At 59.5% G+C, this 21156-nt stretch carries 23 protein-coding genes and 2 tRNA genes; 9 read left to right on the top strand and 16 right to left on the bottom strand.

Translation table 11 applies throughout. The features are described from left to right. Positions 1-87 precede the first annotated feature (87 nt). The 3 genes from betC (at position 88) to RHP75_RS08815 (ending at position 4220) form a co-directional block, all read left to right on the top strand. Positions 88-1596, top strand: coding sequence for a choline-sulfatase (gene betC, locus RHP75_RS08825; RefSeq protein ID WP_311091456.1), 1509 nt, complete (start codon positions 88-90; stop codon positions 1594-1596). A gap of 53 nt (positions 1597-1649) precedes the next feature. Further along, positions 1650-2573 carry a choline ABC transporter substrate-binding protein gene (choX, locus tag RHP75_RS08820; protein ID WP_311091454.1) on the top strand — a complete coding sequence of 308 codons (924 nt, stop codon included), beginning with the start codon at positions 1650-1652 and terminating at the stop codon, positions 2571-2573. A gap of 81 nt (positions 2574-2654) precedes the next feature. Next, positions 2655-4220, top strand: coding sequence for a SulP family inorganic anion transporter (locus tag RHP75_RS08815; RefSeq protein ID WP_311091452.1), 1566 nt, complete (start codon positions 2655-2657; stop codon positions 4218-4220). A 103-nt stretch (positions 4221-4323) separates the two neighbouring features. Here the strand turns inward: RHP75_RS08815 and RHP75_RS08810 are convergent, their stop codons facing one another. Further along, on the bottom strand, positions 4324-5136 hold the full coding sequence (locus RHP75_RS08810; protein WP_311091450.1) for an OmpA family protein: 813 nt from the start codon (positions 5134-5136) through the stop codon (positions 4324-4326). Continuing rightward, positions 5133-5537, bottom strand: a complete 405-nt coding sequence (locus RHP75_RS08805) for a DUF4398 domain-containing protein (RefSeq protein WP_241693772.1) — start codon at positions 5535-5537, stop codon at positions 5133-5135. Before RHP75_RS08805 ends, RHP75_RS08810 begins: the two co-directional genes overlap by 4 nt. Before the next feature lie 497 nt (positions 5538-6034). Here RHP75_RS08805 and RHP75_RS08800 point away from each other — a divergent pair, with 497 nt between their 5' ends. Beyond that, positions 6035-6589 (top strand): hypothetical protein, encoded by a 555-nt coding sequence (locus RHP75_RS08800; RefSeq protein WP_282876229.1) that lies wholly within the window; start codon positions 6035-6037, stop codon positions 6587-6589. Between the two features lie 10 nt (positions 6590-6599). On the opposite strand, the gene RHP75_RS08795 is transcribed toward RHP75_RS08800, so the two are convergent. Next, positions 6600-7328: a serine protease gene (locus RHP75_RS08795; RefSeq protein ID WP_311091448.1), complete on the bottom strand. Its 729-nt coding sequence runs from the start codon at positions 7326-7328 to the stop codon at positions 6600-6602. A gap of 253 nt (positions 7329-7581) precedes the next feature. Between RHP75_RS08795 and RHP75_RS08790 the strand changes: the two genes are divergently transcribed. Next, positions 7582-7797: a CsbD family protein gene (locus RHP75_RS08790; protein WP_311091447.1), complete on the top strand. Its 216-nt coding sequence runs from the start codon at positions 7582-7584 to the stop codon at positions 7795-7797. A 33-nt stretch (positions 7798-7830) separates the two neighbouring features. On the opposite strand, the gene RHP75_RS08785 is transcribed toward RHP75_RS08790, so the two are convergent. Further along, a complete protein-coding gene (locus RHP75_RS08785; protein WP_311091446.1) occupies positions 7831-8403 on the bottom strand; it encodes a hypothetical protein in 573 nt (190 codons plus the stop codon). A 174-nt stretch (positions 8404-8577) separates the two neighbouring features. Between RHP75_RS08785 and RHP75_RS08780 the strand changes: the two genes are divergently transcribed. After that, entirely contained in the window at positions 8578-9114 is a 537-nt protein-coding gene (locus RHP75_RS08780) for a DUF3087 domain-containing protein (RefSeq protein ID WP_311091895.1), read from the top strand. A gap of 147 nt (positions 9115-9261) precedes the next feature. Here RHP75_RS08780 and RHP75_RS08775 read toward each other — a convergent pair. The 4 genes from RHP75_RS08775 to dapA form a co-directional block, all read right to left on the bottom strand. Then, positions 9262-9351, bottom strand: a tRNA-Ser gene (locus RHP75_RS08775). 196 nt (positions 9352-9547) lie between these two features. Then, positions 9548-10417 (bottom strand): phosphoribosylaminoimidazolesuccinocarboxamide synthase, encoded by an 870-nt coding sequence (locus RHP75_RS08770; protein WP_311091445.1) that lies wholly within the window; start codon positions 10415-10417, stop codon positions 9548-9550. Positions 10418-10504: 87 nt separating this feature from the next. Beyond that, on the bottom strand, positions 10505-11623 hold the full coding sequence (gene bamC, locus RHP75_RS08765; RefSeq protein WP_311091443.1) for an outer membrane protein assembly factor BamC: 1119 nt from the start codon (positions 11621-11623) through the stop codon (positions 10505-10507). A gap of 17 nt (positions 11624-11640) precedes the next feature. Next, positions 11641-12519 (bottom strand): 4-hydroxy-tetrahydrodipicolinate synthase, encoded by an 879-nt coding sequence (gene dapA, locus RHP75_RS08760; protein WP_090252647.1) that lies wholly within the window; start codon positions 12517-12519, stop codon positions 11641-11643. Positions 12520-12745: 226 nt separating this feature from the next. On the opposite strand from dapA, the gene RHP75_RS08755 reads away from it, so the two are divergent. Together RHP75_RS08755 and RHP75_RS08750 are read left to right on the top strand one after the other, a co-directional pair. Further along, a complete protein-coding gene (locus RHP75_RS08755; protein ID WP_160015103.1) occupies positions 12746-13303 on the top strand; it encodes a glycine cleavage system protein R in 558 nt (185 codons plus the stop codon). A gap of 9 nt (positions 13304-13312) precedes the next feature. After that, positions 13313-13786, top strand: coding sequence for a peroxiredoxin (locus RHP75_RS08750; RefSeq protein WP_311091441.1), 474 nt, complete (start codon positions 13313-13315; stop codon positions 13784-13786). Between the two features lie 51 nt (positions 13787-13837). On the opposite strand, the gene RHP75_RS08745 is transcribed toward RHP75_RS08750, so the two are convergent. After that, complete coding sequence (locus RHP75_RS08745; protein ID WP_311091439.1) at positions 13838-14902, bottom strand: AI-2E family transporter; 1065 nt, start codon at positions 14900-14902, stop codon at positions 13838-13840. Between the two features lie 66 nt (positions 14903-14968). After that, positions 14969-15220: a sulfurtransferase TusA family protein gene (locus RHP75_RS08740; RefSeq protein WP_090385318.1), complete on the bottom strand. Its 252-nt coding sequence runs from the start codon at positions 15218-15220 to the stop codon at positions 14969-14971. A gap of 106 nt (positions 15221-15326) precedes the next feature. On the opposite strand from RHP75_RS08740, the gene RHP75_RS08735 reads away from it, so the two are divergent. Beyond that, the gene (locus tag RHP75_RS08735; protein ID WP_311091438.1) at positions 15327-16760 is read left to right on the top strand and encodes a M48 family metalloprotease; all 1434 of its coding nucleotides are present in this window, start codon (positions 15327-15329) and stop codon (positions 16758-16760) included. Between the two features lie 60 nt (positions 16761-16820). Here the strand turns inward: RHP75_RS08735 and nadA are convergent, their stop codons facing one another. The 6 genes from nadA to pal form a co-directional block, all read right to left on the bottom strand. Continuing rightward, positions 16821-17879: a quinolinate synthase NadA gene (gene nadA, locus RHP75_RS08730; RefSeq protein WP_160015108.1), complete on the bottom strand. Its 1059-nt coding sequence runs from the start codon at positions 17877-17879 to the stop codon at positions 16821-16823. A 169-nt stretch (positions 17880-18048) separates the two neighbouring features. Continuing rightward, positions 18049-18124 (bottom strand) — tRNA-Lys (locus tag RHP75_RS08725). 57 nt (positions 18125-18181) lie between these two features. Beyond that, positions 18182-18856, bottom strand: coding sequence for a 7-cyano-7-deazaguanine synthase QueC (queC, locus tag RHP75_RS08720; RefSeq protein WP_311091437.1), 675 nt, complete (start codon positions 18854-18856; stop codon positions 18182-18184). A 1-nt stretch (position 18857) separates the two neighbouring features. Beyond that, positions 18858-19505, bottom strand: coding sequence for a 7-carboxy-7-deazaguanine synthase QueE (queE, locus tag RHP75_RS08715; protein WP_311091435.1), 648 nt, complete (start codon positions 19503-19505; stop codon positions 18858-18860). A 322-nt stretch (positions 19506-19827) separates the two neighbouring features. Next, a complete protein-coding gene (gene ybgF, locus RHP75_RS08710; protein WP_311091434.1) occupies positions 19828-20649 on the bottom strand; it encodes a tol-pal system protein YbgF in 822 nt (273 codons plus the stop codon). A 6-nt stretch (positions 20650-20655) separates the two neighbouring features. Continuing rightward, on the bottom strand, positions 20656-21153 hold the full coding sequence (gene pal, locus RHP75_RS08705; protein WP_090252626.1) for a peptidoglycan-associated lipoprotein Pal: 498 nt from the start codon (positions 21151-21153) through the stop codon (positions 20656-20658). Positions 21154-21156: the final 3 nt, after the last annotated feature.

Here is a 21156-nt window from a genome sequence, read left to right as displayed (position 1 = left end):
CTGACAACAGGTTTACCAGGATTTTTGTTAGCTGGATGATCAAGCCAGCACTCTCGCATAAATATTTTATATGGAATACCGGCTGCCATGAAACGACCGAACATCCTCTTTATCATGGCCGATCAGATGGCCGCGCCGATTCTGCCGCTGCACGATGCCGCCTCACCGATCCAGATGCCCAACCTGATGCGCCTGGCCGCCGAAGCTGTGGTGTTCGATGCGGCCTACTGCAACAGCCCGCTCTGCGCGCCGTCGCGCTTCACCTTGGTCAGCGGCCAATTGCCCTCGAAGATCGGCGCTTACGACAACGCCGCCGACTTCCCCGCCGATGTACCGACTTATGCCCATTACCTGCGCCGCCTGGGCTATCGCACCGCGCTGTCGGGCAAGATGCATTTCTGCGGCCCGGACCAACTGCATGGCTATGAAGAACGCCTGACCAGCGACATCTACCCCGCCGACTACGGCTGGGCGGTGAACTGGGATGAGCCGGACATGCGCGCCAGCTGGTACCACAACATGTCCTCGGTGCTGCAGGCCGGGCCGTGCGTGCGCACCAACCAGCTGGATTTCGATGAGGAGGTGGTATTCAAGGCCCAGCAGTACCTCTATGACCACGTGCGCGGCGATGGCGAGCAACCCTTCTGCCTGACCGTGTCGATGACTCACCCGCATGACCCCTACACCATCCCGAGCGAGTTCTGGGACCTCTACCGCGATGAGGACATCCCACTGCCGCGCCACACCATTGCGCAGAATGAGCAAGACCCACACTCGAAACGCCTGATGAGAGTTATCGATCTGTGGGACAAGCCGCTGCCCGAGCAGAAGATCAAGGACGCCCGCCGCGCCTACTTCGGTGCCTGCAGCTATATCGACAGCAATATCGGCAAGCTGCTGAAAACCCTCAAGGAGTGCAACCTGAGCGACAACACCATCATCGTGTTCTCCGGCGACCACGGCGACATGCTTGGCGAGCGTGGCCTCTGGTACAAGATGCACTGGTTTGAAATGGCCGCCCGCGTGCCGCTGCTGGTGCATGCACCCAAGCAATTCGCCGCGCGCCGGGTAAGCCAGAACGTCTCGACCATGGACCTACTGCCGACTCTGGTGGAACTGGCCGGCGGCACGCTGCAAGCCGACCTGCCGCTGGACGGCCGCTCGCTGCTGGCGCACCTCGAAGGTCGCCTGGGGCATGATGAAGTGATTGGCGAATACATGGCCGAAGGCAGCATCAGCCCGCTGATGATGATCCGCCAGGGCGAGTGGAAATTTATCTATTCAGAACACGACCCCCTGCTGCTGTTCAACCTGCGCCACGACCCGCAAGAGCGCGAAAACCTGGCAGAGTCCGCCGAGCACCAAAGCCGGCTGGCTGACTTTATCAACCAGGCCCAGGCGCGCTGGGACATGCAGGCGATTCATCAGGCCACTCTGGCCAGCCAGCGTCGCCGGCGTTTTGTTGCCAGCGCCCTGACCCAGGGGCACCTGACCAGCTGGGACCATCAGCCAATGGTCGATGCCAGCCAACAGTACATGCGCAACCACATTGATCTCGACGACCTCGAACGTCGCGCCCGTTTTCCGCAACCCTGATTGCAAGCCACTGCCGCGTTGATCCAAAACTAATAATTCAAGAGGACATTGCCATGCACACACTTCGCACAGCACTTATCGGCGGCCTGTTACTGGCCGCCAGCAGCTACACCTTCGCCGAAGACGCCAGTTGCGCCACGGTGAAACTCGGTGATCCGGGTTGGAGTGATATTGCCGTGACCAATGGCATCGCCAGCTTCCTGCTCGACGGTCTGGGCTACAAGGCGCAGCCGCAGACCCTGGCCGTGCCGATCATTTTCGCCGGGCTGCAGAAAGGTCAGGTGGATGTGTTCCTCGGTAACTGGATGCCGGCGCAGCAGAGCAACTACGACAAGTTCGTCAGCAGCGGTGAAGTCGAGCAACTGGTGGAAAACCTCAGCGGCACCGAGTACACCCTGGCCGTGCCTACCTACGCCTATGAGGCTGGGGTGAAAACCTTTGCTGACCTCGATCAGCATGCCGACAAGTTCAGCCGCAAGATCTATGGCATCGGTTCCGGCGCACCGGCCAACGAATCCATCCAGAAGATGATCGCCGCCGACGAATTCGGTCTCAAGGACTGGAGCCTGGTCGAATCCAGTGAACAGGCCATGTTGGTGCAGGTTGGCCGCGCAGTGAAGCGCGAGCAATTTGTGGTGTTCCTGGGCTGGACCCCGCACCCGATGAACGTGCAATACGACATGCGCTACCTCAAGGGCGGCGAGAAGTACTTCGGTGCCAGCGGCAGCGTCAACACCCTGGCCCGCAAAGGCTATGCCGCGCAGTGCCCGAATGTCGGCAAGCTGCTGAGCAACCTGAAATTCACCCAGGAAATGGAGAACGCCATCATGGATAAAGTGCTGAGCAAGCAAGCCAGCAACGATGAGGCAATCAAGGCGTGGCTCAAGGCCAACCCAGCGGTGGTTGCCGGCTGGCTCGAAGGTGTAACCAGCCGCGCTGGCGGTGATGGCCTGGCCGCAGTTAACGCCAAGCTTTGAACCGGCCGGCTTGATTCCCTAAAGTAGACGGGCCGCTGCTGTGCAGCGGCCTTGTCCATCGTCCGCACAAGAAGCCCACGCATGCCATTGCTCCGCCTTCAGTCCCTGTTGCCCTTTCTGCGCTGGCTGCCGCATTGCAGCAAACGCAGCCTCGGTAAAGACCTGCTGGTGGGGCTCAACGGCGCCATCCTGGCGCTGCCGCAATCCATCGCCTACGCCCTGATCGCCGGGCTGCCGCCGCAATACGGCTTGTACGCGGCCATCGTGCCGGTGCTGATCGCCTGCCTGTGGGGTTCCTCCAGTTTTCTGATCTGCGGCCCCACCGCCGCGATCTCCATCGTGTTGTTCAGCAGTGTCAGCCCGATGGCGACACCAGGCAGCGACCACTTTATTGCCCTGATTCTGCTGCTGACCCTGTTAGCTGGTGTATGCCAATGGCTGCTCGGCTTGCTGCGCTTCGGCGCGCTGGTGAATTTCGTCTCGCATTCGGTGGTACTCGGCTTCACCCTGGGCGCGGCACTGGTGATCGGCATCGGCCAGTTGCCCAACCTGCTCGGCCTGACGGTTACCAGCCAGGCCACCGCGCTCACAAGCCTGCTCAACCTCGGCGAGCACCTGGCCGAGAGTGACTGGCGCACCCTGGGCGTAGCAGTGTTCACCCTGAGCATCAGCCTGATAAGCAGGCGTTTGTGGCCACGTGCGCCAGCCTTGCTTATTGGGATTGTGGCCGCCAGCCTGCTGGTTATGGCCTGGCCTGAGCAGCTTGAGCACGTCGCACTGGTCAGCCGTTTCGAAGGTAGCCTGCCGCCCTTCGCCCTGCTGGATTTCAACCTCAGCCACATCCTGCAACTGCTGCCTGCGGCCGTGGCCTGCGGATTGCTCGGTCTGGTCACCAGCCTGTCGATTGCCCGCGCCCTGGCAGATAAATCCCAGCAACTGTTCGATGCCAATCAGGAAGTCCGCGCCCAGGGCCTGTCGAATATCCTTGGCCCCTGGTTTAGCGGTTCGCTGTCGGCCGGCTCCTTCACCCGCTCAGCGCTCAACCAGCAAGCCGGTGCCTGCTCGCCCATGGCCGGGGTGTTCTCTGCCCTGCTGGTGGCGTTGTTCGCCCTGTATGGCAGCCGCCTGTTTGCCTATGTGCCGATTCCCGCCATGGCGGCGAGCATTCTGCTGATCTGCTGGGGACTGTTCGACCTCACCGCCGTCAAGGCCCTGAGGCGCGTGAGCCACAGTGAGTTTCTGGTGATGCTGCTGACCGTGCTGGCGACCCTGGTGCTGGAGCTGCAAAGCGCCATCTACGCCGGCGTACTGGCCTCACTGATCGTCTACCTCAAGCGCACTTCACAGCCGCGCGTGCGCCAGTGGCAGGACGGCGAGCAGGAATGGCTGTGTATAGAAGGTTCGATCTTCTTCGGTGCCTGTCATTACCTGCAGCAACGCCTGCAACGCAGCGGTGCAGCGTGGGTAATGATCGACGCGCGGCATATCAACTTTATCGACTACGCCGGCGTCACCATGCTGCACCAGGAAGCACGCCGCCTGCACAGCCAGCAGCGGCATCTGGTGTTGCACCACGCACGGCCACAAGTGATCGACGAAATTCGCAAGCTGGAAGGCCCGGAGCGCTGCCCGGTGCAGTTCGCCTAATCGCCCGAAAAAGCCGCCAGACAGAGGTGTAAGGCCGTGCAGGTCGGAAGGGCTCCGACCTGCGCTTAGCTGACCTACAAAGGCTGCAGGTCAGAACATGGCATCAGCGTTGTGATGCCATGTCATGGCTGATGATGATTTCCACTCGGCGGTTCATCTGCCGACCTGAAGCCGACTCATTACCGGCAACTGGCATGCTCTCGCCCTTGCCCGAAGCACCCAGGCGGCTTGGGGAAACCCCCTGATAGGTCAGGTAATGCATCACCGAGTCGGCGCGACGTTGCGACAGGCTGAGGTTCATTTCTTCGCTGCCGACGTTATCGGTATGCCCTTCAATCAGTACTTGGCGCTCAGGATGCTGGCCGAGAAAAATCGCCAGCTTGCCGAGGTTATTGGCCGTACCTGCACGCAACTCCGAGCGCCCGGTAGCGAATAGCAGATCACCCAGGGTCATGACCAAACCACGTTCGGTTTGCTTGGCATTCAGCTCATCAATCTGTTGCTGCAACTGGCTGTTCTGCAGCTGCGCCTGATCGGCCTCGAGGGTGCGCGAATCCAGACGCGCGCCTTCACGCTGCTGGCTGAGGATTTTACGCTGATCCTCGTAGAAGCGTGTCTGCGCCAGCGCCGTGGCGATTTCCACTTTGCGGTCAGCCATCACCACCAGATGCTGGCCCAAGGCCTGCTCTGCGTCCTGATCCTTACGCGGCTGCTCGGCAACGATCACCGCATCTTCAGCAGCCTTGAGCGCGACAGGCGCGCGAGTATTCAGCTGTGGATCGGCTTGCAAGCGGGTGAGCTTGCCGCGCACATCGGCGGCGCCTTCCGGCATGCTCGGTTTAGCGGCGCAGCCGGCCAGCGCAAGGCTGATTGCGCTGACCAGCAGCAGGTGCTTCGCGTTATGAGCAAGGTTCATTGTTGAGCTCCCGTGTTGCGTTGCATTTCCTGTTTCAGGCTGTTGGTGCTTTTCTGCATTTCGTCATTGACTACCTTGGCTTTGGTCGCCTGTGACTTGGCCAGGGCCAGCTCGGCCTCTACCCGCGACTGGTCTGCCAGGCGCTCGGCGAGCAGCATCTCCTCACGCTGCACAGCCATATTGGCGGCGGTCAGTTTTTCCCGAGCGACACCCAGCTCCGGTGAGGCGTAATCGGCCACGCGGGCCTGTTCGGCATTGCTGATCGCCGACTCGGCAGCTTGCAACGCCTGGCTCGGCGGCAGCGGCGGTGAAGCGCAGGCGCTGAGCATCAGCAGCCCGGCGCAAAGGCCGGCAAAACGCAACGCAGCCATGCCATCAACGATGGATGAAGTCCTGTTCATAGGAATGTCCTCAAAAACAATTACGGATAAGCACGCCACAGCTTTCGCCGCACACGGGCCCAGGTGAGCTAAGCCACAGCGCTCGATCAGCGCGGCAGACAGCATTCTCGGTCGCCAGATCAATGGCCTATGGCATGGCGCTCTGCGCCAGGCTCATGGCAATCAGCAGACTGCTCACGGCAAGGACGGCATAGGCAATGGCAAACGCCAGCAAGAGCGGGCGGTAGTGGATTTTCATGGCGCATCTCCGACGATTAATGCACAGGCAACTGCAGGCTAAACGCCACTTTGAAACACGGCACTCACGCCACGGCTGCAGCTCGCCTGGAGCGACAATCGCAGCTCGGCGCAGTCCTGTCGGTACGCTGGCGCGCATAGACCGCACAATCGCGGGTATCGCGATACGCCCTGCGTACGCAGGCGCACAGACACGTCCATTTACGCGTCTTAAGCTTGCGTTCGGTCGTCGACGACGGCTCACGATCAGGAGCAGCAAGATGGACCTCTATCGCCACCACGTTTCAGGCTTCTTTACCCAACGCAGCACCGCTGAACAGGCACTGGCCCAGTTGATTCAGCGCGGCATGCACCACGAACAGCTGGAGATCGTTGCAGGCAACACCGATGCCCCACCCGCTCCTGCACCGCAGGGGAAAAGCAACAAGGTGCTCAAGGACATGCTGGTGGACATCGCTATTGGTACCGGTATTGGTATCGGCATTGGTGCCTTGATCGCGGTGGCGTTGATCGTCAGTGAAGTCAGCCTGTTCCACGCCAGCCCGATCCTTGCGCCCTTCTCCCTGATGGGCATGGGGGGCTTTATCGGCGGTTTTCTCGGCAGTGTGATCGGCGCCTCATCCGGCGCTGGCCAGCATCACGGACGCTTTGCCAAGCTGGTGAGCAAGGCGATAACCCACGGTGATGTGGTGCTGGTGGCACAGACCCACAACGAGCAGGAGACTCGCATGGCACGCGAGGTGATCAGGGCCACATCAGGCCTGGTCAAGGACATCAACATGGCCGCTGCACCCGAGCTGCAGCAGCAACGTTGAGCCCAGATCCTTACTGAGTCAGGGTCAGCAGAATATCGGCATACCAGGTGCAATTGAGCCCTAGGGCCTCGTCCACCTCTATATCCCGGCTACCCAGATCGAGCCGCGCCGAATGCACGCCCAGCAGCACCCATGGCAACTCATCTGTCTCGCTGTCCGGTATGCGCATTACCACTGGCGCACCACTGGTGCCGCGGTGTGTGCGGGCATCGGTCAGAAAGTACCCCTGGCCCTGAAAACGCAGGCCGAATGACGACGCCACCACGGCATGCCGCACCACCGCGATATGGTGCAGGGTGTCGTGAAAACCCAGTGGGAAACCCACCACCAGCAAGGACGTGCCAACCTCGACCGGGGTTTGCGGCTGCAGCAGATGCTCCGGAGTAAAGGCGTGATAGACCATGCTCTCTGGCAGCGCCGCGCGCTCGATCTCCAGCACCGCCACATCCACATCACCGGCGCCATCGCAGCCCTGCCGCCAGAGGCTCTGGCCATCGCGATAGAGCGGCATGGAGAAGCCGGTGGTCTGCGCCACATTGTGCAAATCGGTGTGCACTTCGATCTCGACACGATCGGGAAAATGCCGGCTCGGCTCATCAATCATCACGTGCCGACTGGTTACCAAGAACAGACGCTCATCGCGGGCGAAGTAAAAGCCGCTGGCGTTGGTCAGCAACTGTTCCCCGGCAAAGGTACAGACGCGTGCAGCCGTCAGCAGCACAGGTTCGATCATCGACATTGCGGCATATCCTTGAATTGACGGCAGGCATGCCAGAACAGGCCCATGAGGCTCTTAACAGAGCAATTGCCACGCCATTTCACCTACGGCGCGGCAATCAGGCTACCGGCGCAGCGCCATGGCGTCGGTACGCAAACCCGCATAAGCGCTGTAGCGCACCGACTGGCGACCTCAGCTTTGACAGGCTGGCATCAGCACAATTCCGCTCTGACCGCGCAACCGGCCCAGCGCGGTAACCTCAGGAGCACCACACATGAGCAGACCCCTTGCCGAAATCATCCAAAAGAACTGGCGCAAACTGGCCGGCCTCGCCCTGATTGTCTGGGACGAATTGACCCTGGATGAACTGATTAAATCCGAAGGCGATGCGCAGAAACTGACCAGCTTGGTGCAGCAGCGCTACGACATGCCCCGCGAGGACGCCAGCAAGCAGGTCATGAGTTTCTTTGAAAGGCACCGCACCAGCTGATAGCGCGCGAACGCTGGCAAGCAAGCGCCCGCCTCACTTCAAGCGATAGCGTGCCAGCTCAGCCGGCGTCAGCACGCGCATGCGCCGCGGCTCGGTGCTGTTGATCGCCTCAAGCAGCTCCGGTGAAATCTGCATTTCTCTGAAATAGGCGATTTGAGTGGCACGGCTCGGCCCAAAGGACGATGCCGAATGCACCGAATCACTGCCCGCATAATACGGCCGGTGAATGCCGACATGACCGCGCACATTTTTTCCATGCCCCGCTGCCAGCAGATACACACAGCTGCCCTGGCAAACTCCGGTAGACGGTACCAGAGCATCAAAGCCGGTCTCACGCAGCAAGCGCCCCATACGCATCGCCTCGGCTACGCTGCCGCCAATGCTGTCGAGCATGACAATCTTCTTCGTGTACTTGCCCGGATTGGCTTTGATGCCCTTGAGCAGCACCTCGTAATCGCCCGGCGCAATATCCTCAGAGACCTTGGCGATGAGAATCCGTCCAAGACTCTTATGCTGCCCGGCCTGCACCTCAACCTTGGCCAGCGCGAAGCCCGAACACAGCGCGGCCACGCAAATAATCACAGCCTGAAACACAGTACGACTCATAAACCCGGTAAATCCTTAAGCGATGAGGTCAACGGATGGGCGAAGATACCTGTTGCCGAGCAATCGCGCATAATTTGCAGCATTGGGAGCATGCCTCGACAACCCCGGCCTGCCCTACCCAACCTGTAAGCAACGCCGCTACCACCTGCTCAAGTGAGAATTACCGTGGCCCCGATGTTCAAAATCCAGCACCGCACTCCTGAAATCTACCGTCAGCAAACCCGCCGCAGCACCCTGACGATCGCGGCGATCTTCGTCGCCCTGGCCATGCTGCTGTCGAGCAGCGCTGTGCTGCTATTCGGCACCCCAGGCGGCGACAACTTCCGCTGGAACCTTGGTGGGGTTATCGCCGCATTAGCGTTGACCGTGGTCCTGGTGCGCGTAGTGTTGTGGCCACAGCCCTTTATGGCCGCTGCCGTATACGGCTGGCGCCTGAAACGCAGCCTGATGCGCGTGACCAACCTGATGCACCACGTCAAAGCCGGCGTCGCCGCCCGCGATCCAGCCGCCATGCAGCTACTGCGCTTCTACCACCTGGGCCTGACCCAAATGCACCAGTTGGATGGCAACTCCAGCGCCCTGAGTGAAGCGGTGGCGGAAATCAACCAACACCAGGAACGTATGGAAGAACTGGGTATGGATATTGACCAACTGCAACTCAAGGCGGGCTGGCTTGAAGCTGTGAAAAAGATCCAGCCCTTGCCCCGCTAACCTGCAAGTAAACGCTGGCCGATGGGATACAGAATAAAAAAGGACTGACATGGAGCATTTTTAGGACAGTTTTACCCTAAACCTGCGCCCCACAAAAAAGCCCGCTGGAATCTATCAAGACTTCAGCGGGCTTTGCGTACTTCAATATGGCGGGAAGATAGGGATTTGAACCCTAGGTACCATCGCTGATACAACGGATTTCGAATCCGTCCCGTTCGGCCACTCCGGCATCTTCCCGTGGCGGCGCGCATGATAACAGCTGAAGTACGTTTGGCGAACCCCAGTTTTGAATTTTTTCACATACTTTCAGATGCTTGCGATCAAAGGCGGTTCACCGCTGCAAAATCTGGCTAGTGGGAAGCCAAACAGTCGCCCACAAAAAGGGGCGCCGCAGCGCCCCTCTCTGTCGCGCTTGCGCGCGTAGTGCTGCGGTTTATACGGTGAGGCGCGTCAGGGCTTCGCGGTATTTGTCGGCGGTTTTCTGCGCGACGTCGGCGGGTACTGCTGGGGCTGGCGGCTCTTTATTCCAGCCGGTGGATTCCAACCAGTCACGCACAAACTGTTTGTCGAAGCTTGGCGGGCTTGTGCCTTCTGCATAGCTGTCTGCTGGCCAGAAGCGGCTGGAGTCCGGGGTCAGAGCTTCGTCCATCAGGGTCAGGGTGCCGTCTTCGTCCAGGCCGAATTCGAACTTGGTGTCGGCGATGATGATGCCGCGCGTGGCGGCATATTCAACCGCTGCGCTGTACAGGGCAATCGAGGTATCGCGCACTTTGGCGGCCAGCTCGGCGCCGATGATCGCTTCGCACTGTTCGAAACTGATGTTCTCGTCGTGGTCACCTACGGCGGCCTTGGTCGAGGGGGTGAAGATCGGTTGAGGCAGTTTGGCCGCTTCTTTGAGGCCTGCTGGTAGTTGAATACCGCAGACGGTGCCGCTCTTCTGGTATTCCTTCCAACCGGAGCCAACGATATAGCCGCGCACGATGGCTTCCACCGCGACTGGCTTGAGGCGCTTTGCGACCACTGCGCGGCCTTCCACAAGGTGTAATTCTGCCGCTGGTACGATGTCTTCGACCTTGTCGCCGGTGAAGTGGTTGGGTACCAGATCCTTGAGCTTGTCGAACCAGAAGTTGGAGATGGCGGTGAGAATCTTGCCCTTTTCCGGGATCGGCTCGCTGAGGATCACGTCGAATGCCGAAAGGCGGTCGGTGGCGACCATCAGCATGCGTTTGTCGTCGATCTCGTATAGATCACGGACTTTGCCCGAATAGATTTTCTTCAGGCTCAGGGTGGTGGCTGTGCTCATGTCGGAATTTCCGCCTTTGGTAAACAAAACAGGCGAAACCCGCCGGGTTTCGCCTATTGGTAGTGCCGGTGTAGCAGTTGCCTGCTGTCAGCCAAGGTTTTCCTGGATCAGGTCCAGCACCTTGCGCGCTACGTCGGCGGGGGCAATGGTGTTGAGGTCTTTTTCCACGGTGACCTGCACGCTGTCGCCAACGGCGGTCAGGCGTACCTGATAGCGCTCGGCGCGGGCATCGATCTCTTCCTTGCTCGGCGCGCTGCCAAATACGCTTCCGAAGAAGCCAGGCTTGTCGTCCGGCTTCTGCGCACGCTCGGCGAGATTGATGTAGTACACGCCCAGGCTGCGATTGATGTCGTCGATGCGCACATCAGCCATTTCCAGGGAGCGACCGACACCGGACCAGGCGCGGTCGAAATCAGCACCCAGGCTCAGCACTGGGTTGCCGTTGCCGTCTTCGGACAGGCTTACGCGATTCGGGGCGTCGTAATCACGAGCAGCCAGCAGGGAGACCGAACCGCCCTGCTCGGCGCTGCGCGCCAGGGTCACAAGCATTTCATCGAGCAGCGCAGCATCCAGGCTGGGGTTGCTGCTGCGGTTGGTGAAGGCGACATCGGCCGTGCTACCGGCTGGACGCTCGGCGCTGACCACGAAGATTTCACTGGTATTACGCTGCACACCTGGCTCGATACGCACCCGCACGCGGGTTTCGGCCTCGGGATTCACCCCAGAGACGCGGCTGCTCAGACGACGGGCCATGGATTCAGACAGGGCATCAAAACGCTGCCAGGAGGTGCTGAATTCGCCCGTTTGCGGACGCTCTTCAGCAATCTGAAAACCGTTGTCAGCGAAGAACTGACGTGCCACTGGCCAAACTTCAGCCGGTACACGCTGCGCCACAACCCAGCGCGACTCGCCGCTCTTCTGCAGGCTGAACTCGCTGGCATCACCTGCCACAGCCAGAGCCTGCGGGCGCGGTACGATAAATTCGCCGGTATCGGTGGTGGTGGCTACCTGCTGCGGCACGGGCAACAGTGGGTCGATACGCTTGGCGTCGACGTTTGGCGGCATTTGCATCGTGGCCGTCTGACGGGCTTCGAGGTAATCGCTGCCACGGTCACGGAAATAGCCGTTTTCGCCATAGATCCAGCCGCAACCGCTGGTGCCAGCGATGATCAGGGCCAGGGCGGAGAGTCCGGTGAGTCGCTTCATGCGTAGTAATTCCTCAATTAAACCAATACGCCGGACTGGCGCAGGGCCTGACGCAGCGGTTCATGACAACGTGGACTGAGCCAGGTCAGTGGCAGACGGATACCGTCTGGCATCAAACCCATTTCATGCAGAGCCCATTTCACCGGAATCGGGTTGGATTCGATAAACAGCGCCTTGTGCAGCGGCATCAAGCGATCGTTGATAGCGCGGGCAATGGCGGCTTCACCGCGCATGGCTGCTGCGCACAGATCGCTCATCGCGCGCGGGGCGACGTTGGCGGTTACCGAGATATTGCCCTTGCCGCCCATCAGCATCAGCTCGACGGCGGTGGCGTCATCGCCGGAATAGACGAGGAAGTCCTTGCTCACGCGATCCAGCACTTCCTGGCCGCGCTGAAGGTCGCCGGTGGCTTCCTTGATACCGATGATGTTGTCGATCTTGGCCAGACGCTCAACGGTTTCCGGCAGCATGTCGCAAACCGTACGGCCCGGCACGTTGTAGAGAATCTGCGGGATGGCAACCGATTCGGCAATGTGGCGGAAGTGCAGGTACAGGCCTTCCTGAGTCGGCTTGTTGTAATACGGAGTTACCAGTAGGCAGGCGTCGGCGCCGACGTCTTTAGCAGCGCGGGTCAGTTCGACTGACTCTCGGGTGGAGTTGCCACCGGTACCGGCAATGACGGGAATACGTCCGGCTACCTGATCGACCACACGACGGATCACTTCTACGTGCTCACCCACGTCAAGCGTGGCGGACTCACCTGTGGTGCCGACCGCGACGATGGCGTTGGTGCCCTCTTGCAGGTGGAAATCCACCAGTTTGCTCAGGCCGTCCCAATCAAGACCACCTTGTGCATCCATGGGCGTAACCAGTGCCACCATACTGCCCGCAATCATGCAACCGCTCCTGCCGGAAAAAGAGAGCCGTAATGGTACTGGGGCCACCTGCCTTGCACAAGCGAAGTACCTCGGCAACGCGTATACAATCTTTATCAGGCAAACGCGGCACATTACTCATCGGCAAGCCCTGTCGGCATTCCCCTGAGCGGTGCTTTTCGCTACCCTTCCGGCTTTGATCGGCGCTGCGCCAGCAGCTCGACCGCTTATCGTTTAGGAAGGCTGCATGTCCACCCCCCCAGTTCGCGAACAATTCCTGCTTATCAGCGCTCTTGGCCCCAATGCCATGGAGCTGACCAATGTGCTCTGCCGCACCAGCCATGAGAACCGTTGCGCCGTGGTCAGCACCCGCCTCAGCCGGCATGGCGAATACAGCGCACTGGTGCTACAGGTGTCCGGTAGCTGGGATGCCCTGGCGCGCTTGGAGTCGAACCTGCCGGCGCTGGCGAAGAAACACAGCTTCTCGGTCAATGTCATTCGCAGCGCAGCCTCGGAAAGCCGCCCACAGGCGCTGCCTTATGTGGCGTATGTCAGCTCGGCCTACCGCCCGGACATCCTTAATGAGCTGTGCCAGTTCTTTCTCGACCATCACGTCGAGCTGGAAAACCTCACCTGCGACACCTACCAGGCCCCGCAGACCGGCGGTACCATGCTCAACGCCACCCTGACCGTGACCCTGCCAGCCGGTACGCAGATCAGCTGGTTGCGTGATCAGTTCCTCGACTTTGCCGATGCGTTGAACCTAGATGCACTCATTGAGCCTTGGCGTCCACAGAACCCATAGGAGCATTTTATGGCCGTAGCACTCGACACCCCGGTTGCAGATTTTCAGGCAGAGGCCACCAGCGGCCAGACCGTCAAACTGTCCGCACTCAAAGGCCAGCAAGTGGTGATCTACTTCTACCCGAAGGACAGCACCCCCGGCTGCACCACCGAGGGCCAGGGTTTTCGTGATCAATTCCCGGCGTTTCAGGCGGCCAACACGCTGATCTTCGGTGTATCGCGTGACAGCCTGAAATCCCACGAGAACTTCAAGTGCAAGCAGGAGTTCCCCTTCGAGCTAATCTCCGACAAAGATGAAACCGTCTGCCAGCTGTTCGACGTGATCAAATTGAAGAAGCTCTACGGCAAGGAATACCTGGGCGTCGACCGCAGCACCTTCCTGATCGATAAAGACGGCGTACTGCGCCAGGAATGGCGTGGCGTGAAAGTACCCGGGCATGTCGATGCGGTATTGGCCGCAGCCCAGGCGCTGAATAAAGCCTGAATCGCACGCGTGAAAAAGCCGGTCAATTGACCGGCTTTTTATTGCCAGCAGCTATTTCGCCGCCACCTGCTCACTGCGCGGCCAAGCATCGATCACGGCCTTGAACAACGTGGCCAGCGGGATGGCGAAGAACACGCCCCAGAACCCCCACATGCCGCCAAACAACAGCACCGCGCAGATAATCGCCACCGGGTGCAGGTTGACCGCTTCGGAAAACAGCAGCGGTACCAGAACGTTGCCATCCAGCGCCTGAATAATCCCGTAGACCACTATCAAGTAGATGAACTGGTCACCAAAGCCCCACTGGAACAACCCGATCAGCGCCACCGGCACTGTCACCACCACCGCACCGATATACGGCACCACCACCGACAAGCCCACCAACAATGCCAGCAACGCCGCATAGTTGAGGCCCAGGTAGGCAAACGCGATATAGGTGACTACGCCACAGATGATGATTTCGATCACCTTGCCGCGGATGTAGTTGGCGATCTGCTTGTTCATTTCCTCCGCCACCTGAGTGATCAACGCACGCTCACGCGGCAGATAACCGCGAAACCATGCACTGATCAGCTCGCGATCCTTGAGGAAGAAGAACACCAGAATCGGCACCAGCACCAGATAGATCATGATGGTGAGCAGCATCGGCAGACTGGACAGAGAGAACGACAGCGCCCACTGACCGAACTTGCCGGCCTCGCCGCGCATACTGTCAATCAGCTGCACGATCTGCGCGTCAGTAATCAAGTTTGGATAACGCTCGGGCAGCAGCATAAACACCGACTGCCACTCCGTAGCCATCCGCGGCAGCTCATTGAACAAGGTGCTCAGCTGCTGCCAGAGCAGTGGCATCAAGACCAGCAGAAACAGGCCCAGCATGCTTAGAAACAGGGTAAACACCAGCCACACCGCCACCACCTGCGGCAAACGCAGACGCTCAAAGGCATTCACCAGCCCCTGCATCAGAAACGCCAGCACCAGGCCCGTCAGCACCGGAGCCAGCATGCCGCCCAGATTCAGGATCGCGGCAAAGCCAAGCACCAGCAATACCGCAAGCACCACCGCTTGCTCATCGGAAAAATAGCGATGCAGCCAATCCTGAAACACCTTGAACATCGTCACTCCTCACCCGGAAAACACCGTGTTTATGCCGCCTTACAAGCAGCGTTTCCGCCTCAGGCCTTATGCCTTGCGCAGCCAATAGCGGTAAACGCCATTGTCGACCTCTTCACGCAGCAGACTATGCCCGGCCAGGCTGGCGAAGGCACGAAAATCCCGCTGTGAGCCTGCGTCCGTGGCCTCAACCTTGAGCACCGCGCCACTGGCCAGGCGATTGAGCTCCAACTTGGCTTTAAGTAAAGGTAGCGGGCAGTTCAGCCCGCAAGCGTCCAGTTGCGCGTCGAAGTCTTCAGCGCGCCATTGCATATCAGTCATTAAGCTACTCCAGGAAGGCCGCAAGGATACCCAAGGCCGCACAACCCTGGCCAGCACAGCCGCCAGCCAGCTACAGTAGCGCCTTTGTTCGACACGAGCTTTGTGCATGAGCCTTCTGCGCCCTACCCTGTTGACGCTGGCCTGCCTGCTGGCAGCCCCCGCCACGGCCAGTGACCTGCCCTCCCTTGGCGATGCCAGTTCCGCCATCGTTTCCCCACAGCAAGAGCACCAACTGGGCCGCGCCTGGCTGAGCCTGGTTCGCGGCCAGGTCAGCCAGCTCGACGACCCACAGCTCAAGGACTTCGTCGAAACCAGCGTGTACCGCCTGAGCGAAACCAGTCAGCTGCAGGATCGGCGCCTGGAGTTCGTTCTGCTCAACAGCCCGCAGATCAACGCCTTTGCCGCTCCTGGCGGGATTGTCGGGGTCAACGGCGGCCTGTTTCTGTATGCGCAGACCGAAGCCGAGTACGCCTCAGTCATGGCTCACGAACTGGCGCACTTGTCACAACGCCACTTCGCTCGAGGGCTAGAAGCGCAGCAGCGCATGCAGATTCCGGTCATGGCCGGCCTGCTCGCAGGCATCGTCGCGGCGGCGGCTGGCGCTGGCGATCTGGGTATTGCAGCCATCGCGTCGACCCAGGCAGCAGCGATGCAAGAGCAACGGCGCTTCTCTCGACAGAACGAGCAGGAGGCCGACCGTATTGGTCTGGTCAACCTGGAAAAAGCCGGCTTCGACCCACGCGCCATGCCGAGCATGTTCGAACGCCTGATGCGCCAGTACCGCTACGACCGCAAGCCTCCGGAATTCCTCCTCACTCACCCCGTGTCGGAATCGCGTATCGCCGATACCCGCAACCGCGCCGAGCAATACAAAGCTGCGGGGATCACCGACAGCGTGCGTTACCAGCTGATGCGCGCCCGCGTGCAGCTGACCTATGAAGAGACCCCCGGCGTCGCCGCCAAACGCTTTCGCAATATGCTTGACGAAAACCCACAACTGGAAGCCGCCCGCTACGGGCTGGCGATTGCTCAGATAAAAAGCGGCCAGCACAAGCAGGCCCGCGAGTCCCTGCAACCGCTACTGGCGAATTCACCCAACGATGTGTCCTACAACCTCGCCCAGATTGAACTGGATATGGCCGCCAACCGCCTGAGCGAGGCGCAAAGCCGGACCACCCGACTACTGACCCTCTACCCGAACAACTACCCGGTCAATCAGGCACATATCGACCTGCTGATGAAGCAGGGCCGCATTCAGGAAGCCGAGCGCGCCCTCGACGACATGCTGAAGAGTCGCAGCAAGGACCCAGACGTCTGGTATCAGGTGGCCGAAGTACGCGGCCTGAGCGGCAATACCATCGGCCTGCATCAAGCTCGTGGCGAATTCTTCGCCCTGGTCGGCGACTACAACCAGGCCCTGGAACAGCTCGATTTTGCCAAGCGCCGCGCCAGCAACAACTTCCAACTCGCCTCACGCATCGACGCCAGGCAGCGCGAGCTGATGGAAGAACAGCGCATCATCGAGCAGATGCTTCGCTAGCACTGCGCGCCCAAGAAACGAAAAAGCCAGGCAAATGCCTGGCTTTTTTATACAGCTCGCTTAAGCGTTGCCGCTCAACTTGAGCCGCGCAGCCTGAGTAAAATCGAGCATACGCTTGAGCGGTTTGATCGCTTTAGGGATCAATGCCGGGTCGACAAATATCTCATTGCTGCCCTCACGCAGGCATTCCAGAGTGCGCTGCAGGGTATTCATTGCCATCCACGGGCAATGCGCGCAGCTACGGCAAGCAGCGCCGTTGCCGGCGGTCGGGGCGGCGACAAATTCCTTATCCGGACACAGCTGCTGCATCTTGTAAAAGATGCCGGCGTCGGTGGCGACGATAAAGGTCTTATTCGGCAGGCGCTGCGCCGCGGCGATCAGTTGGCTGGTAGAGCCTACTGCATCAGCCAGATCGATGACTGCCGTCGGTGACTCCGGGTGAACCAGCACGGCGGCATCCGGATACAACGCCTTCATATCTGCCAGCTGCTTGGCCTTGAACTCTTCATGAACGATGCAGGCGCCGTCCCACAGCAGCATGTCGGCGCCTGTCTTGTTCTGAATATAACGGCCCAGATGCTGATCCGGTGCCCAGATGATGCTTTCACCGTTGTCCATTAGGTGCTCAACGATCTCCACCGCACAACTGGAGGTCACCACCCAATCAGCCCGCGCCTTCACCGCCGCCGAGGTATTGGCATACACCACCACCGTGCGTTGTGGGTGCTGATCGCAGAACGCCGAAAACTCTTCCACCGGACAACCCAGATCAAGCGAGCAGGTCGCTTCAAGCGTCGGCATCAATACGCGCTTTTCCGGATTGAGGATTTTTGCCGTTTCGCCCATGAATTTAACGCCGGCCACCAGCACGGTCTGCGCCGGGTGCTGATTGCCGAAGCGGGCCATTTCCAGCGAGTCGGAAACGCAGCCGCCAGTTTCTTCGGCCAGCGCCTGCAACACCGGATCGCAGTAATAGTGCGCCACCAGCACGGCGTTCTGCTTTTTCAGCTCGGCAGCAATCTCGGCTCGGTAGAAAGCCTCTTGCTCAGGCGTGAGCGGCTTGGGCTGCTTGGCATCGAGATGGGCTTGTACCAGCAGGCGTTCGGAAATCTGGGTCATGTCATCAGGCTCTGAATATGCTTTCAGTCCAGCGAGTATACCCGCCTGGATGGTGCCGGAGCAGGCAGCTTGCACCCACGCAAAGACGGCAAAAGTTACAGGTACAAAAAAGCCCGAAAATTCCTTTAACAGAACTTTCAGGCTTCTTGACCTTCCGAGGAAGGAAATATGGTGGGTCGTGTGGGATTCGAACCTACGACCAATTGGTTAAAAGCCAACTGCTCTACCAACTGAGCTAACGACCCGACGCGAGGCGCATGATACTGATTTAATTCAGAAATTCAACACTTCGAGAAAAAAATTTAGAAATAACGAGTGGGATCTACCAACCCAGCGGTAGCAAAGCCCGCCGCACGCAGGCGGCAGCTGTCGCATTTTCCGCAGGCGCGACCCTGATCATCAGCTTGATAACAGGAAACGGTCAGCGCGTAGTCGACGCCATGTTGAACCCCAGCCTGGACGATCTCGGCCTTACTCATGGCCTGCAGCGGCGCCTTAATACGGAAGCCCTGCCCTTCTACACCGGCCTTGGTGGCCAGATTGGCCATGCGCTCGAAAGCCTCAACAAACTCCGGACGGCAATCGGGGTAACCGGAATAATCCACCGCGTTCACACCGATAAAAATATCCCGAGCGCCCAACACCTCGGCCCAACCCAGCGCAAGCGACAGGAAAACCGTATTGCGCGCTGGCACGTAGGTCACCGGGATGCCCTCGGTCGGGCTTTCCGGCACCTCGATGCTGGAGTCAGTGAGCGCCGAGCCCCCCATACCATTCAGGTTCAGGCCAATTACCTTGTGCTCGACCACACCCAATTGCCGCGCTACCTGCTCGGCCGCCTGCAACTCGGAGCGATGCCGCTGACCGTAATCGAAACTCATGGTGTAGCAGCTGTAGCCCTCGGCCTTGGCCAGAGCGACCACGGTGGCCGAATCCAGGCCGCCAGACAGAAGAATTACCGCTTTCTTATCACTCATATCAATGTCCTGGCTCATCATTCCAGAGAATTTTGTGCAGCTGCATTTGCAGGCGTACGGGCAAGTTGTCGGCAATGATCCACTCAGCCAACGAACGTGCATCCAGCTCATGGTGACTGGGCGACATCAGCACTTCGCTAACGCGCTGATCCAGGCGGTACTGGATCAACTTGCTCACCGCCCAGTCATAGTCCTCACGGGAGCAGATCACGAACTTGACCTGATCATTCGGCGTCAGCAGGTCAATATTCTCATAGCGGTTACGCGCCACTTCGGCTGAGCCTGGGGTTTTCAGGTCGAGGACTTTGCTTACCCGCGGGTCGACAGCGGAAACATCCAAGGCGCCGCTGGTTTCCAGCGACACTTCATAGCCGGCATCACACAGGCGCTTGAGCAAAGGAATGCAATTGGGCTGGGCCAACGGCTCACCACCGGTCACACAGATATAGCGAGGCTTGTAGCCGGCGACCTGCTCGAAAATGGCGTCCAGCGACATGATCTCGCCGCCACTGAAGGCATAGGCAGTGTCGCAGTATTGGCAACGCAAAGGACAGCCGGTCAGGCGAACGAACACAGTCGGCAAGCCGGCGGTGCGCGTCTCGCCCTGCAGCGAGTAGAAAATCTCGGTAATGCGCAGGGTATCTTGCATATCAGCCACGGGCGTGACAGCTAAACAGGCTGTCCGCCTCCGTTGCGGGAAAAGGGGCGCGGATTGTATACGAAATAGATTCCGGGTGAAATTTTTAACGTCACACGGCTACAACCCGAAGGCTGGGTGCAAAGAATGGTTGACCATAAGAAACGGTAGGGAGCTGTTTTTAACGTCGCGCAGCACAGCCCGGAGGATGGGCACCAAGGGTGGCTGACCATAAAACTCATCGCGCCGCATGACGATGCATCGGCGGACTCAGTGAATATTCACCAATAAAAAACCCGCGCCAGGCGCGGGTTCTTGATCAAGCATTCAGTTCTTAAGGCAAACGCTGCAAATCACGCTGCGCCAGCTGAGCTGCCGAGCTGCCCGGGTACTGCGCAATTACTTGCTGCAAAATGCCCTTGGCTTTGTCACTGTTGCCCAGACGCTGCTCGACATCAGCCAGTTTGAACAGCGAATCCGGCACTTTGGCGTGGCTCGGGTAAGTCTGACTGACCCGCGCAAAGGCCTGACCAGCGCCCTGCAAATCACCCTTAGCCAGGTTTACCTCGCCCAGCCAATACTGCGCGTTGCCGGCGTACTGACTGTTCGGGTATTTGCGCAGGAAAGCGGCAAAAGCCTGACTGGCCTTGTCAAAGTCCTTGACCTTGATCAGGTCAAAGGCAGCTTCGTAAAACAGCTTTTCCTTTGCCGGATCGGCCGGTTCATTACTGGCTGGCGCTTGCGCCTGCCCTGCCGCTGGCGGAGTAGGTGTACCACTGGCATTGATTACGCCAGCAGCTGAAGAATTCTGGCCGATTGCAGCACCTGCTGCACCACCACTTACACGCCGATCAAGATCCTGATAACGCTCCAGGCTCTCTTGTTTCAGACGCTGAATTTCATTCTGTTGTTCTTCCAGCGTACCGCGCAGCTGCGCGATCTCTTCCTGCATCTGCTGCAACTGGTTGAACAGCATGCCCTGCGCCGTGACAGGGGCCGCAGCCCCTGTCGCGACGGAGGTGCCGGACGTACCGTAACCAGCAGGCGGGTAACTGCTGCCGTAACCGGCATTGTTATCCACCACGGGAACCTCAGCCCATGCCGCAAGCGGCAGGCTGAGCGCCAAAACGGTTAAAGCACGGCGGCACGTACGCATATCGAATTACTTACGCAGTTCGACGCGACGGTTTTGAGCCCAGGAGGACTCGTCGTTGCCAGTGGCGATTGCGCGCTCTTCACCGTAGGAAACCAGTTCCAGTTGAGCTGGCGAAACGCCCTGCAGTACCAGGTAACGCTGCACAGCCTTGGCGCGACGCTCGCCCAGAGCCATGTTGTATTCACGAGTACCGCGCTCGTCAGCGTGGCCTTCCAGAACTACGCGAGCGCCATTGCCTTGCAGGTCTTTGGCGTGCACGTCCAGAGCGCGCATGGCCTCTGGCTTCAGGTCGGAGCTGTCGTATTCGAAGTAGAAAGTGGTGATAGCGCGCAGAGCAGCTTCTTCGCTCAGGCTGCCATCAACAGCGCCAGTGTTGGCACCGTAACCAGCGTTAGGATCGGTAGCGCCTTCGCCAGCAGCGTCGCCGCCTTTCGAGGAGCAACCAACTGCAACGGCCAGAGCCAGGCTCAGCGCGGCGAACTTACCAAATTTCAGCATTTCCATCAT

Origin of the sequence: Pseudomonas sp. SG20056 (assembly GCF_031764535.1) — a bacterium.
Taxonomy (GTDB): domain Bacteria; phylum Pseudomonadota; class Gammaproteobacteria; order Pseudomonadales; family Pseudomonadaceae; genus Aquipseudomonas.
This window is presented reverse-complemented; position numbering and strand designations above follow the sequence as displayed.

Excerpts from the sequence above, each read along its gene's own strand:
- RHP75_RS08815 (WP_311091452.1), top strand. The coding sequence starts at position 2,655 with ATGCCATTGCTCCGCCTTCAGTCCCTGTTGCCCTTTCTGCGCTGGCTG.
- choX (WP_311091454.1), top strand. The coding sequence starts at position 1,650 with ATGCACACACTTCGCACAGCACTTATCGGCGGCCTGTTACTGGCCGCC.
- RHP75_RS08805 (WP_241693772.1), bottom strand. The coding sequence starts at position 5,537 with ATGAACAGGACTTCATCCATCGTTGATGGCATGGCTGCGTTGCGTTTT.
- RHP75_RS08790 (WP_311091447.1), top strand. The coding sequence starts at position 7,582 with ATGAGCAGACCCCTTGCCGAAATCATCCAAAAGAACTGGCGCAAACTG.
- RHP75_RS08740 (WP_090385318.1), bottom strand. The coding sequence starts at position 15,220 with ATGACTGATATGCAATGGCGCGCTGAAGACTTCGACGCGCAACTGGAC.
- pal (WP_090252626.1), bottom strand. The coding sequence starts at position 21,153 with ATGGAAATGCTGAAATTTGGTAAGTTCGCCGCGCTGAGCCTGGCTCTG.
- queE (WP_311091435.1), bottom strand. The coding sequence starts at position 19,505 with ATGCAAGATACCCTGCGCATTACCGAGATTTTCTACTCGCTGCAGGGC.
- RHP75_RS08735 (WP_311091438.1), top strand. The coding sequence starts at position 15,327 with ATGAGCCTTCTGCGCCCTACCCTGTTGACGCTGGCCTGCCTGCTGGCA.
- RHP75_RS08780 (WP_311091895.1), top strand. The coding sequence starts at position 8,578 with ATGTTCAAAATCCAGCACCGCACTCCTGAAATCTACCGTCAGCAAACC.
- RHP75_RS08745 (WP_311091439.1), bottom strand. The coding sequence starts at position 14,902 with ATGTTCAAGGTGTTTCAGGATTGGCTGCATCGCTATTTTTCCGATGAG.
- RHP75_RS08770 (WP_311091445.1), bottom strand. The coding sequence starts at position 10,417 with ATGAGCACAGCCACCACCCTGAGCCTGAAGAAAATCTATTCGGGCAAA.
- RHP75_RS08750 (WP_311091441.1), top strand. The coding sequence starts at position 13,313 with ATGGCCGTAGCACTCGACACCCCGGTTGCAGATTTTCAGGCAGAGGCC.
- ybgF (WP_311091434.1), bottom strand. The coding sequence starts at position 20,649 with ATGCGTACGTGCCGCCGTGCTTTAACCGTTTTGGCGCTCAGCCTGCCG.
- RHP75_RS08755 (WP_160015103.1), top strand. The coding sequence starts at position 12,746 with ATGTCCACCCCCCCAGTTCGCGAACAATTCCTGCTTATCAGCGCTCTT.
- RHP75_RS08800 (WP_282876229.1), top strand. The coding sequence starts at position 6,035 with ATGGACCTCTATCGCCACCACGTTTCAGGCTTCTTTACCCAACGCAGC.
- RHP75_RS08810 (WP_311091450.1), bottom strand. The coding sequence starts at position 5,136 with ATGAACCTTGCTCATAACGCGAAGCACCTGCTGCTGGTCAGCGCAATC.
- RHP75_RS08785 (WP_311091446.1), bottom strand. The coding sequence starts at position 8,403 with ATGAGTCGTACTGTGTTTCAGGCTGTGATTATTTGCGTGGCCGCGCTG.
- RHP75_RS08795 (WP_311091448.1), bottom strand. The coding sequence starts at position 7,328 with ATGTCGATGATCGAACCTGTGCTGCTGACGGCTGCACGCGTCTGTACC.
- nadA (WP_160015108.1), bottom strand. The coding sequence starts at position 17,879 with ATGACCCAGATTTCCGAACGCCTGCTGGTACAAGCCCATCTCGATGCC.
- dapA (WP_090252647.1), bottom strand. The coding sequence starts at position 12,519 with ATGATTGCGGGCAGTATGGTGGCACTGGTTACGCCCATGGATGCACAA.
- betC (WP_311091456.1), top strand. The coding sequence starts at position 88 with ATGAAACGACCGAACATCCTCTTTATCATGGCCGATCAGATGGCCGCG.
- bamC (WP_311091443.1), bottom strand. The coding sequence starts at position 11,623 with ATGAAGCGACTCACCGGACTCTCCGCCCTGGCCCTGATCATCGCTGGC.
- queC (WP_311091437.1), bottom strand. The coding sequence starts at position 18,856 with ATGAGTGATAAGAAAGCGGTAATTCTTCTGTCTGGCGGCCTGGATTCG.